At 36.4% G+C, this 12,452-nt stretch carries 12 protein-coding genes and 2 tRNA genes; 9 read left to right on the top strand and 5 right to left on the bottom strand.

Features of this window, described 5'->3' with window-relative positions:
• Positions 1–612, bottom strand: a 612-nt coding sequence (locus CH354_RS18380; RefSeq protein WP_165780945.1) for a hypothetical protein, incomplete at its 3' end; no start/stop codon positions are given.
• Positions 613–796: 184 nt separating this feature from the next.
• Between CH354_RS18380 and CH354_RS17980 the strand changes: the two genes are divergently transcribed.
• The 3 genes from CH354_RS17980 to CH354_RS17970 all read left to right on the top strand — a co-directional run bounded on the left by CH354_RS17980 (position 797) and on the right by CH354_RS17970 (position 4,834).
• Positions 797–2,209 carry a dolichyl-phosphate-mannose--protein mannosyltransferase gene (locus tag CH354_RS17980; RefSeq protein WP_125172460.1) on the top strand — a complete coding sequence of 471 codons (1,413 nt, stop codon included), beginning with the start codon at positions 797–799 and terminating at the stop codon, positions 2,207–2,209.
• A gap of 87 nt (positions 2,210–2,296) precedes the next feature.
• Positions 2,297–3,295 carry a glycosyltransferase family 2 protein gene (locus CH354_RS17975; protein WP_100727899.1) on the top strand — a complete coding sequence of 333 codons (999 nt, stop codon included), beginning with the start codon at positions 2,297–2,299 and terminating at the stop codon, positions 3,293–3,295.
• Positions 3,296–3,346: 51 nt separating this feature from the next.
• Positions 3,347–4,834, top strand: coding sequence for an acyltransferase family protein (locus CH354_RS17970; RefSeq protein ID WP_100727898.1), 1,488 nt, complete (start codon positions 3,347–3,349; stop codon positions 4,832–4,834).
• Between the two features lie 3 nt (positions 4,835–4,837).
• Here the strand turns inward: CH354_RS17970 and CH354_RS17965 are convergent, their stop codons facing one another.
• Entirely contained in the window at positions 4,838–6,379 is a 1,542-nt protein-coding gene (locus CH354_RS17965; RefSeq protein WP_100727897.1) for a phosphatase domain-containing protein, read from the bottom strand.
• Positions 6,380–6,432: 53 nt separating this feature from the next.
• Here CH354_RS17965 and CH354_RS17960 point away from each other — a divergent pair, with 53 nt between their 5' ends.
• Together CH354_RS17960 and rfaD are read left to right on the top strand one after the other, a co-directional pair.
• Positions 6,433–8,214 carry a UbiD family decarboxylase gene (locus tag CH354_RS17960; protein ID WP_100727896.1) on the top strand — a complete coding sequence of 594 codons (1,782 nt, stop codon included), beginning with the start codon at positions 6,433–6,435 and terminating at the stop codon, positions 8,212–8,214.
• A 92-nt stretch (positions 8,215–8,306) separates the two neighbouring features.
• Positions 8,307–9,278, top strand: a complete 972-nt coding sequence (gene rfaD, locus CH354_RS17955) for an ADP-glyceromanno-heptose 6-epimerase (RefSeq protein ID WP_100727895.1) — start codon at positions 8,307–8,309, stop codon at positions 9,276–9,278.
• Positions 9,279–9,281: 3 nt separating this feature from the next.
• Here rfaD and CH354_RS17950 read toward each other — a convergent pair whose 3' ends face one another.
• From CH354_RS17950 to CH354_RS17940, 3 genes are all read right to left on the bottom strand, one after another.
• Positions 9,282–9,581: an ArsR/SmtB family transcription factor gene (locus CH354_RS17950; RefSeq protein WP_012388953.1), complete on the bottom strand. Its 300-nt coding sequence runs from the start codon at positions 9,579–9,581 to the stop codon at positions 9,282–9,284.
• A 148-nt stretch (positions 9,582–9,729) separates the two neighbouring features.
• Positions 9,730–10,497: an SDR family NAD(P)-dependent oxidoreductase gene (locus tag CH354_RS17945; protein ID WP_100727894.1), complete on the bottom strand. Its 768-nt coding sequence runs from the start codon at positions 10,495–10,497 to the stop codon at positions 9,730–9,732.
• Positions 10,498–10,569: 72 nt separating this feature from the next.
• On the bottom strand, positions 10,570–11,262 hold the full coding sequence (locus CH354_RS17940; RefSeq protein ID WP_100728582.1) for a histidine kinase: 693 nt from the start codon (positions 11,260–11,262) through the stop codon (positions 10,570–10,572).
• Positions 11,263–11,475: 213 nt separating this feature from the next.
• Here CH354_RS17940 and CH354_RS17935 point away from each other — a divergent pair.
• The 4 genes from CH354_RS17935 to nusG all read left to right on the top strand — a co-directional run bounded on the left by CH354_RS17935 (position 11,476) and on the right by nusG (position 12,417).
• Positions 11,476–11,547, top strand: a tRNA-Thr gene (locus CH354_RS17935).
• A 5-nt stretch (positions 11,548–11,552) separates the two neighbouring features.
• Positions 11,553–11,626: transfer RNA gene (locus tag CH354_RS17930), tRNA-Trp, on the top strand.
• Between the two features lie 39 nt (positions 11,627–11,665).
• On the top strand, positions 11,666–11,854 hold the full coding sequence (gene secE / locus CH354_RS17925) for a preprotein translocase subunit SecE (RefSeq protein ID WP_015679892.1): 189 nt from the start codon (positions 11,666–11,668) through the stop codon (positions 11,852–11,854).
• Between the two features lie 8 nt (positions 11,855–11,862).
• Entirely contained in the window at positions 11,863–12,417 is a 555-nt protein-coding gene (gene nusG / locus CH354_RS17920; protein ID WP_012388950.1) for a transcription termination/antitermination protein NusG, read from the top strand.
• Positions 12,418–12,452: the final 35 nt, after the last annotated feature.

Here is a 12,452-nt window from a genome sequence, read left to right as displayed (position 1 = left end):
AAAGAAATAAAAAAGAAAGAGTCCATAGTAATTACTAGATAAAAATTGAAGTAACAGAGTTAAAAAGATTAAAAATAGAAATTTATTTCTTTTGGTGTTTTTAAATAAAATCGAAAATGCTAGAATTAATGGAAATCCAAAGGCGAACTGATTCTGTAAATGTATATTTTGAATGGCAAAATAGTGCCCATTTGCAAAAATAAGAGATCCAATTGTGCTGTTTTTATTTGTGAATTTGAGTTGTCTGCATAAAAAATAAAAACTATAGAAATTTACTAAAGATGCAATCAAAAACAATCCATTGTAAGCTATGGATTGATTGTTTGTAAAATACTTTACAATAGCATAAAGAAACGATGGAAAATACATCGGTTCGGTGAAAAGAGCTGTGTGTTGATAGGGATAAAACGCATTACTTGCATATAAACTTTCGATATTGAGATTGTTAATGAATTCTTTCGCGTTAATTATATTACGCTCTAATATAGTTAATACGAGTAAATTATCTAAGCCGTCTCCGATTAAGTTACCATTTAAGTGAACTAAGTGAAATTTAAGGATTGGAAAAATACAAGCTATAATGAAGATGAAAATGTGAACTAGGACTTTCATTAGTGATTGGTATTTTTTGCAGTGCTAATATGAAAAATGATTGAATATTTAATGAGCGGAAAATTTGAGCGAAATGTCTATCTATTTTCTGGTTTTTTTTAAATTATTAGATGAATCATTCAAATATAGCAGGGCTTAATTTGATTTGTTTAAGTTGAATCATGGCAAATAAATTTGAGGAAAGATGAGCACAGATAAATCACACCGAATGTCAAGGTTTAGGTTGACCTTAATGATTTCCCTATTTTTGGGGATAGGTGTATTTTTAAGAGTATATCAGTTAGATCGTCAGAGTTTATGGGGAGATGAATTATTTTCTGTACATTCATCCTCCATCGATAGTTGGTCAGAATTCTTTAAAGTCATTTCTTCAGATCCGCATCCACCATTGTTCCAAATTATCTTAAAACTTTGGTTGAAAATTCCATTTCAGAACCAGGAAATTTTAGCAAAAATTTTTTCCTTAACTGTTTCTATTCTAAATCTTATCCTGGTTTGGTTGTTGTCTGGGCATTTATCTATAAAAATAAGGCTTCTATTCTTGTTTTTATTCTCAGTTTCTCCAGGAGCAATTTATTATGCACAAGAGGTTAGGTCTTACTCTTTATTATTGTTACTATCAACGATCTTCTTTTTGTTAGTAACAAAACTAAAGAATCCGGTCATCAAGCAGAAAAGCATTTTGATATCGTTATTGGTTCTATCGATATTAATTTCTTATATACACTTATTTGGCTTTATATACTCGGGATTTCTGATTTTATTCCTATTTCTCATTCATTCTTTTTCTGAACGTAAAATATCTATTGTATTCTTGACAATTGGGATTATAGTTATTTTGGCCTATTTTCCATTTCTTATTCATCTAAAACAAGCTGGTAGAATTGAAACCGCTGGTTGGATTTCGGCTCCTGATTCAATATTATTCTTAGGATTTTATAACTTATTTTTTTCGGTATCAATAAAACATCTTATTCTCACTGTGATTTTGCCTTTGATTTTATTTTTAGTATTATTGATTCGAAATTTGGTTAATATAAAAATATCTAATTGGAATTTTCAAACTTCGACAATTTATCTTTTTGTTGCTTTATCAATCATATTCCTTACTACCTTATTTTCATTTTATATTCCAATTACCACAAGCAGGAATTGGATCGTTACTTTACCACTGATCTATTATTTTATTTCTGTTGAAATGTCTTCGTTAAAGTACTTTAAATTTTTTATTTTAATTTTGATTTTATCTGTAGTTTTTTCGTTAATGAGTCTCAGAAAAAATTTCTATATAGAATTTAAGGAAGATTGGCGCGGAGCAACCCAAGTAATAAGTGGCAAATGTCCTGGTCCTTTGGTTCTGACAGATGCATTTCCAGAATTTTTTAATCTTTATTTAAAATGGAATAAAGTTCAGGATATTCATTTCGATTGGAATTATAATCTTGAAACCGCAAATCAGACTTATATTTGTTTGGTTTCGAGAAAATTAGGTGGTAACAATTTGAAGGTTGAACCCAAAGAGAGTTATCGATTTATAGAAAAATATGAAGTTTTGGGATTTGAAATTAAGAAATTTAAGAAAGTGAACTTATTTTGACTAAATTTTCTTGGAACACAAGTGTTCTTAAAATTTTAATCATATTATAGTGTAAATAGTATAAAAGATAAATGGCTGAGATGTCGAATGGAAAAATATTTAGAAAAACGTTCTAACCCCAAATTATTATCAATTGTAATCCCTTGTTATAATGAAGAGAAGGTGTTACCTTTTTTGCGAAATAGGTTAAGTGATTTTTTAAATTCTTTATCTGTTAAGACAGAAATTATTTTGGTGAATGATGGAAGTAAGGATAACACAATTTTTCAGCTAGTAAATTGGTCGATTGAAGATTCTTCAGTGCAGGTTATTTCTCTATCGCGTAATTTTGGTCACCAAATCGCTGTTACGGCAGGTATGGATTATGCAAGTGGTGATGCTATTGTGATTATGGATGCTGATTTACAGGATCCGCCTGAAGTGATCATTGAAATGTTAGAGAGATACCGTGAGGGTTATGACGTTGTTTATGGACAGAGAATCACTAGAACTGGAGAAACTTTTTTTAAAAAATTTACTGCATGGTGTTTCTATAGAATTATGAAGGTATTGGTTCACAAAGATTTACCTTTAGATACTGGTGACTTTCGATTAATTTCTAGACGTTGTGCGAATGCGTTAAATGGATTAAGAGAAAATCACCGGTTTTTAAGAGGGATGAATGCATGGATCGGATTTCCTCAAATACCAGTATATTATAATCGGGACCCACGCGTTGCTGGAGAAACTAAATATCCTTTAAAGAAGATGATTGGGTTGGCAATCAATGCTGCGATTTCTTTTTCTCCTATTCCTTTAAGATTTAGTTTAGCTTTAGGATTAATCATTGCCTTTGTTGGTTTTTTAGTTGGAATATATGCATTATTTCGCGCCTTTCAGTATTTTATTTTACACTCTCCGATAGTATACAATCCAGGATGGGCAACAATTGTAACTCTAATCTGCTTAATCGGAGGGTCGATTTTGATTTCGATTGGTATACTTGGCGAATATATAGCAAGAATATTCGAAGAGTCAAAGGGCAGGCCATTATATGTTGTTGAATTTGCTAAGGGAAAAAATGTTCAAAAAAAAAAGTTGGTTTAAAGTAGAGTTCGAATTGATCACTAATTTATTTAAAATCTGTATTTAAGCATCATGAAAGAATATTTTCTAGAAGTTTTTCGAAAGAATTCTAAAGAAATTAATGAACTCTATGTAATTAGAGCTATTGGTTGTTTCATTGTTATACTTTTTCATTGTTATACTTTTTCTTTGCATTTGATTCCTAAATCATATAGCAGCTATATGTCAAAAGCTGAGAATGCTGAATTTTCAATGAGTTTGTTTTTTGTAATTAGTTCATTTTTAGTTTCGGCATCTTTTTCAAGAGAAGTTGAGAAAAGACAAAATTACTTGGAAAACTGGAAGAGTTTTGTTATCAAAAGATCACTGCGAATTTTTCCAGCTTTTTATTTTGTGTTTTTTATGACCATATACTTAATGTCGGTTATGCTTCAGAAAACAAATGGTTTAGATTTACCTGAGGATATTGGAGCAAAGATTGAGAATATAAAACATGTAATTAGTTATTGGTGGGCAGATGCTTTTTATATTTCAAATTTTACCAAAGAAAGAGTATTGGCGCAGGGATGGTCACTTTCGATGGAAGAACAGTTCTATTTGTTGATGCCAATCTGTTATTTTTTTTATGAGAAGTATATTCCAAATCGAAAAAATAAATACCTAGTATTGATATTTTTCATTATCATTCCAATTTTTCTAAGATTATATCCTTATTATTATGTTAGCTTGCCGCATTTTGGTGATTATGTAAATTATGCTTTCCATCCAATCCATTTTCATTTTGAACCATTTGTCTACGGAATTCTCTTAATGGAAATTTGGCGGGATGGTGGTGTTAAAGTAGGGGATCGAAAAGGTAATTTATTATTCTATTTTACATTCGCCATGACTTGTTTGATATTCTATTTCTTAGTTCAATTGACTTATTCAGAGAATCGTTTATATTTTATTGTTTTTCGGAATGCATTTTATTCATTTTTTGCATTTCTTGTTGTTTATGGTTTGGTATTTGGCTACTTTAAGCGACTTAGTTTTATACTTTCAAGCAGTGTTTTGGTTTTTATTGGTAAACTAAGTTATGGGATATACTTAATTCACATGTTAGTTAATACAATTGTGTTAGGGAAAGTATATGATGCAACAAATCCAGAGAAGAATGATATAGTTGTAATTTTAAAAGCTGCATTGATTAGTTTGATGGTTTCTACGTTAATTGCTTTACTTAGTTATTATTTTATTGAAAAACCTTTCCTGAAAATTCGTGAATGGTCTCAGCCGAGATATGATATAGCGAAAAATCAATTTTATTATGCGAAAACCACTCGTGGTGAGTTGATATTTGTTTCTATCATGCTTACAATTTTATCTTTTGCTCCATTTTATATGTTGAAATTGTTGGTGGCAGTAGATTTTTTCCCAAAAAATAGTGTAAGCCAATTAGTGATGATGATCCTATTGGCAATTCCTCTGTTGGTAAATCTCTATTCAATCTTTAAGTATAGGAAGATTTTCTTTTTAAAATATTTTTCAAAATTTAATCATACAAAATTACTCAATTGAAATTTAATTTAAAAACGCAGATTTTAAATTCTCTTTGATTTTCGCTTTTGTTCCTTCCGCTTCTTTGGGAAGGGTTAGCTCATCGAGTTGTTTTAAAATAAAAGTTTCATCTACAAGTTTTCCTTCCAAAACTTTTCCAATCATACCTGCGATGATGGTTAAAATTTGGTTAGGATCTAGATAACCATGATTTTCTAAAAGGATGGCCATTCCCATGGCACCTTCTGTTCCGTAAAAGGGAGGTTTCTTCGAAAATTCTGTTTCGAAAATACCTTTAGGTAGGGCATCTTTTACTTTTTGGATCATATCCATTTCACTAGGACCATGACTTGTGCGATTGATGAGAGTAAGCGTTACTGGGTTTTTAGGTCCATGGATACGAAGGATTTCTTCCGCATACAGTCTGATTTTTTTTGCTGCGTCTCTTGTGATGGCATCTCTACCTAAAAAATTCAATTGGTATAAATATTCTTCTAACTCATCTCCACTTAATTTTCCCATACAGATCAATTGGTACAGTGTGAAGATCATATAATCGGATTCTGTATTATCTCCGAGTAGGATCTCTTTCGAATTTGTGGGTAAATAGATTCGGTCGTACAGAAGAATAGAAAGTTTATAAGACATTTGATCGAATAGGCTTTGGTAAGAGGCACCTAAGAATTTTTTAGTCCGTGACCAAGCTGGTTTGAATCCATTTTGAAAAAATGTAAGAGGATTGAAGATTGTATCAATGACTTTGTCAAAAACTCCTTTGATTGTTCCTTCTAAGTATTTTAGATGTAAAGATTCAATGTGTATGTTATCTTTTGCGATTGTGGCAAGCATGGTCCTTCGAAAAAAATGAGGGCTTGCGGAAATAAAGGCGAGGGGAGCATTCTCTAAGTTGATTCTAAGTTCTCGATACAATTCAGGCATCCCTGGTAGCGCCTGTTTTTGGTTAGGTGTCTCGAATAAAGCAGAGAATTTTCCTTTTCCAGAGTGAATATCTGTCGCTAGATACGTTTGGTCAATGTCTGATGTAACAACAATGCCTTGGTAGTCTTCTGCGATGATCCGTAGTTTCCCTTTTCCAACAATGGTAGTCCTTCCTAAGATGGAATTTTCGGTGGCATTTAAATGGGCTAAGTCTTTGGAATACTGTCGAAAACTATCTAATCCTTCTAGAATCACTTGGAAATCATGGGATCCTACTGGCAGTTTGTCTCGGATTTCACAGGAGAAAAAACCATCCTCATCCGCCTTGATTTTACCAGAGGTATAGATGAGTTTGCCTGTCGCATCATGGACTTCTAATTTTAACACTGGTTTACGAACCGGGGCGAGGGAAAAATCGAGAAAGGGAGTGATTTTGGTTTCATCACCCTTAAATAACCCTGTCACTAGGTCCCAGAGGCCATCTGCCTTCATCAAATCGGTAATCCCTACATCGACTACCTGACCACGCACATAGGAGCGTCGTTCTCTTCCTAGCGATCCACCGCAAACTGCGATTCTTTTGATATCGGTAATGATAGGTTGTGAAGTATTTGGTTCTTGGGACATAGAATTTATGCCCTTAAGCGTCTAAGAAAACAAGGAGCCGTCTATTCCTTTTTATGGCATCACTACGATCTACGAATGATTTTGTAAAACTTTTACAAAAAGAGGGAGAGCTCCGGGTCATTTCCGATTTGGTTGACCCCAATTTAGAACTGGCAGAAATCCAAAGGCGAGTGGTCGCAAAAAAAGGACCTGCCCTGCTCTTTACCAATGTAAAGGGAACCAAGTTTCCAGTGGCTACCAATCTTTATGGTTCTGAAAAACGAATCCATTTGGCTTTTGGCGAAAAACCCGTACAAACGATCGCAAGACTTGCCAAACTTGCGAAAGAAATTTTCCCTCCGCGGTTTTCCAAACTTTGGAAAGAACGTTCCCTTGGCCTTTTGCCGTTTCAGGTGGGCTTAAAACAAGTCAGGCGGGCACCTATTTTAGATGGCAGTGTTCCCAGCGTGGAAGAACTTCCGGGCCTTGTGTCATGGCCAAAAGATGGTGGTCCCTTTGTCACTTTGCCTCTAGTTTATACACAACATCCAAGTTCTGGAAACGGTAATTTGGGGATGTATCGTGTACAATTGTTTGGTGAAAAAACGGTAGGGATGCACATCCAAATCCACAGAGGAGGTGGGTTCCATTATTACGAAGCAGAAAAGGAAAACAAATCCCTTCCTGCACATGTTTACATCGGTGGGCCTCCTGCTCTCACCATTGCCGCTGTGGCACCACTACCGGAAGAGATCCCAGAACTTGTATTTGCTTCCTTTCTCATGGGAGAAAAACTCCGGATGAAAAAAGACAAAACTGTTTCACCTTACCCCATTGTTGCTGATGCAGATTTTGCTCTCATTGGATCCATTCCACCGAAATTACGAAGACCCGAAGGTCCGTTTGGTGACCATTATGGATACTATTCGTTGTTACATGATTACCCTTACTTAGATCTCTCCCATATCCTCCATAGAAAAGATGCCATTTGGGCAGCAACGGTTGTGGGAAGACCTCCACAAGAAGACCATTATATTGCTGAATTCTTACAAGACCTATTATCACCTATGTTTCCCCTTGTGATGCCACAGGTTCTTGGTGTCTGGGCCTATGAGGAATCAGGTGTTCATTCACTGGCAGCTGCCGTTGTCAAAGAAAGGTATTTCCGTGAAGCCTTTATGGGAGCACTTCGCATTTTGGGAGAAGGGCAACTCTCACTCACAAAGTGTTTACTTGTAACCAACGAACGAGTGAATCTAAAAAACTTTTCAGAAACCTTCCGAGTGATCACAGAACGAAGTGATCCGAGAACTGATTTTTTTATCTTTAGCAATATCAGCCAAGATACATTGGATTATACGAGTGGAACTGTGAATAAGGGGAGTAAACTTCTTTGGATGGGAATTACCGATCCAAACAAACCCATCATCAATACAAATCTTCCTAAAGAATTTAATGGAAGTTTTAAAGACAAACGTTTCCAAAACCCAAAAGTATTTTTACCAGGTGTTCTTGTTGTCAAAGGTTCGGAATTTAAACCAAATGATCGTTTGGCGGAAACGTTACTCTCTGAAGATTTAGGTAAGTTTTCCTACGTGTTTCTTGTGGACGACTCGGAAGATGCTGTGAAATCGGATTCGGATTTTATTTGGACTATGTTTACTAGGATGGAACCTGCTTCCGATGTGTATGCAAGGACAGAAACCATTCGTAACCATATATCCTACCAAGTTCCTATTGTATTTGATTGTCGGATGAAACCTTGGATCCCAGAAGTTCTCACTCCCTTGCCAGAAACGGTCAAACAGGTGGAAGAACGATTTGGCAAATGGATTGATTCCTTGCCATTGGGATGAGGACAATCGGGAAACATTCAAAAACTCTTTTCCCAAATCCGAGAGAAAAGTTGATAGATGGAATCTCTTAGGAAAAAAGAATCATCAGAGAAATGGCAAAAAAACTTACTTTAGTCACTGGCGGTGCGGGCCTCATTGGTTCGCAAATCATTGAAGACTTAAACCATAATGGAAACACCGACATTTTGGTTGTAGACCATTTGGGAACAACAGAGAAATGGAAAAATCTCCAAAGGAATTTTTTTACAGAGTATTATGAAAAGGATCAGTTTGAAAGATTTTTGGATGCAGGCCATCCTCTTCTTTCTGAGATCTCCGAAATTTACCACCTAGGTGCTTGTTCCGCAACAACAGAAAAAGATGCAACATATCTAATCCAGAATAACTTCCATTATACGAAAAAATTAGCTGAGTTTGCGATTGCAAAAAACATCCCTTTTTTATACGCATCAAGTGCGGCAACTTATGGGGAAGGTGAATTTGGATACGATGATAAAGCCCCCATCGAATCTTTAAAACCTCTCAATATGTATGGTTATTCAAAACACCTTTTTGATTTGTATGCAAAAAAGACGAAGATTGCAGACAAACTAATCGGACTCAAATACTTTAATGTGTTTGGATATGGCGAAGCACATAAAGGGGATATGCGTAGTCTTGTACTCAAAGGGTATGAACAAATACGAGATACAGGCAAACTAAAACTTTTTAAATCCTACAAACCAGAATACAAAGATGGGGAACAAAAACGGGATTTTTTGTATGTGAAGGATGCTAGTAAAATTAGTATCTATTTACTCAGTGAACGAAAATACGGATTGTACAATGTCGGGCGAGGGATGGCAGAAACTTGGAATGATTTGGCATCTGCACTTTTTAGTGCCATGAATGCGCCGATAAACATTGAATATGTGGAAATGCCAGAGTCATTAAAAGGCAAATACCAATATTATACCTGCGCTAATATGGAAAAGTTAACGAGAGCCGGATATCCTTTCGGTTTTACAAACCTCCAGGATTCCATAAAGGAATACGTTCGCCTCTTATCATTAGAAGCGAAGTAATGCTTACTTTTTGTACACTTTTACGATGGTTTGGATCAAATCTTTGAACTTAGCATCTTTCAAACGATAGAACACTTGGTTCGAAGACTTTCGGGATTCCAAGATTCCATTGTTTTTCATTTTGCTTAAGTGTTGAGAGGCGGCCGATTGGCTCGTTCCAAGTAATTCCACGAGTTGACCTACTGTTTTTTCTTCTTTTGCCAAAGTATAAAGGATGAGCAAACGAATCGGGTGGGCTATCCCTTGAATTCCTTTGATCGCTTGTTCCAATTGTTGTTTCGATAGTTCTGTTTTTATTTTCATCGGTAAGGATTCCGTTATATCCTTATGACGAATACATACCCAAATTACCTACGAAATTTTTATCGTTTGTTAAAAAAATGACAAAATAATTTCACAAATTCTTTTGCCTCCTTTGTACGAAAAGAAGGCAAAAAAGGATTAATCGAAGTTAGATTCGGACACCACCAGAGATTTCCAAAACCACACCTGTAACAAGATCGTTCATAATGATAAACTCTGCTGTCGACGCAATTTCATCTGGTTCCCCGAGTCTTCCCACTGGGATGATCGATTTCCATTTTTCTAATGCTTCTGGGTTCATGTCTTTTAATACCATCTCTGTTCCAATGAATCCAGGTGCAATGCCTGCCACTCTGATTCCGAACTTGGCAAGTTCTTTGGACCAAGTGACTGTCATCGCTGCAACACCAGCTTTTGCAGCACTATAATTGGTTTGTCCAGAATTACCATGCATGGCAATGGAGGCAATAGGGATGATGACCCCTTTTTTTTGTTCTACCATTTTGGCAGCTGCTTCTCTACCAGTTAAAAAAACTCCAGTTAAGTTGACATCGATAACAGATTGCCATTGGTCGATGCCCATTTTACCTTTGACCTTTCCTGTTTCTTTGTCCACCCGGATGAGAAGGCCATCACGTAAGATCCCTGCATTGAGGATTGCTACATCAAGGCTTCCTTGAAATGCAGCTGCTTCTTCCATGAGTCGGATACTATCTTCTTCTTTTGCAACATTGGCAACGATTCCTGTTGTTTTGATCCCTTCTTTTTGAAAGAGAGAAACGGTTTCGTCCAATTTGTCTTTTTGGATGTCTGAGAGAATGATATTGGCACCTGACTTACCAAGACGGTATGCCATTGCCTTTCCGAGTCCACCGGCAGATCCGGTGACGAGAATGTTTGCACCTTTTAATTCCATGTCCACCAGTTTCGAAAAGGGCGGATACTAGGTCGATACAATTACAGGTGAAATGATTTGGTCAAAAACGAATTATATTTCTGCTAGTTCGGCACTGCGAAACGACACATAATTGTCGTTAAATGGAATTTCCACTCTGGCAACGGTTCTGTCTTCGTGAGTGATGATGCGAAATAAGTTAGGGTCAACACCTTCGTTTTTAAGAAGGATCATGATGAGAGCAATTCCAAGTCCCGCACCTTCTGTATTGTCCATATTGTCCATGTAAAATTCAGCGATGTCATTATACCCCATGGACTTTTTCATTTTTTCACGCATCCGAACTTCTTCTGTTTTGATGACGGGAGTGTTGTTTGTCACCTCCACAAGAAGACCATCTAAACAGTAATGGAATTTGATTTGCACATAAACACCTCGGGCGAGGCATCGTTTCCCATATTCATCTGCCATTTTTTCTGAGAACTTTTTGGAATACTCTTTGATCCCTTGGAAATAATCAGCTTCATCCGTAATGTCGAGTCCTTCATCTTCAAAAAAAACTCGTTTTTGGTTGGCTTTGATTCCGTTGATGGTAAGTTCTTTGGAAATGGTATACAACATTTCCACAAATTGAGATTGTCCCACTTCATTTAGGATATGAGTGATGAGCCCAAGCACATACTGTTCCAACTGGCGATTCATCCGAGACGAACGGACGACAATTTTCGATTTTGCCTTTACTAAATCGGGGATTTGTGCTTCTAATTCTACAAAGGGTTTCGCCACGAATCTTTCCTTATACTGTGAGTCTCTCCCACATGGTTCTATTATCGAACCGGGAAATCCACAACTAAAATCAGACTGGAAAATCACCAAATTTCCTGTTTTTTTACCATTTCCAGGAAATAAACTCATTTTCCATTGACCAATGAGCCTCATTTAAAATAGTGTAAAAAACCTAGCCTCGCTTGGAAACCCGCGCTTGGGTGGGAAACGTTTGCCCTCTTAGCTCAGTGGTAGAGCACTTCCATGGTAAGGAAGGGGTCGCCAGTTCAAGCCTGGTAGAGGGCTTGTTTAGGGCTGTAGTTTAATGGTAGAACTAGGATCTCCAAAGTCCTTGGTGGGAGTTCGATTCTCTCCAGCCCTGCCAACTACGGAATATAGAATTAGAGAAACAGGACAAGGATCAATGAAAGCTACGAGTTTCATTCAGGAATGTAAAGCAGAACTTGAAAAAGTACATTGGCCTACGCGCCAAGAAGTGGTGAGTTCTACCGTTGTAGTCCTAGTTACAGTATTTATCTTTTCCTTATTTTTATCAGCTTCAGATTTCATTTTCTTGAAACTGCTAAAGTGGTTCTGGGCATTAGGAACATAGGTAGGGAAGTGGGCGATTCTTTAGATAAAAAATGGTATGTGCTTCAGACTTATTCTGGTCATGAGAATAAGGTGAAAACTAACATTGAAAAGATGGTCCAACAACAAAAGCTGGAAGACCAGATCTTTTCGGTGAAAATTCCTTCGATGGAAGTTGCCGAAATGAAAAACGGCAAAAAGAAGGTCACGAAGAAAAAACTCATGCCGGGTTATGTTCTCGTTGAGATGAATATGACTGATGACCTTCGGTTTAAAATCCAGAACTTACCTTCTGTGTCTACATTTGTAGGCGGAAAAGGAAAAGGTCCGGAACCACTTTCTCTTGATGAGATCAAAAATCTCTTCAGTGATGTGGGAAATGTGGAATCGGAAGAAGTATCAAGACCACGTTTCCTCTTCAAAGTGGGCGAAACATTGAAAATTATAGATGGTCCGTTTGCCAATTTCACAGGGCTTGTGGATGAAATTTTCCCTGATAAGGGAAGACTTCGTGTCCGAGTCGAAATTTTTGGAAGATCCACTCCTGTGGAGTTGGATTACCTCCAAGTAAAATCGGAACAATAGAACTGATAGATTGACTTTTAGTAAGGAACTTGAAA

It is taken from the genome of Leptospira levettii, from assembly GCF_002812085.1.
In the GTDB taxonomy this organism is placed as follows: Bacteria; Spirochaetota; Leptospiria; order Leptospirales; family Leptospiraceae; genus Leptospira_A; species Leptospira_A levettii.
This window is presented reverse-complemented; position numbering and strand designations above follow the sequence as displayed.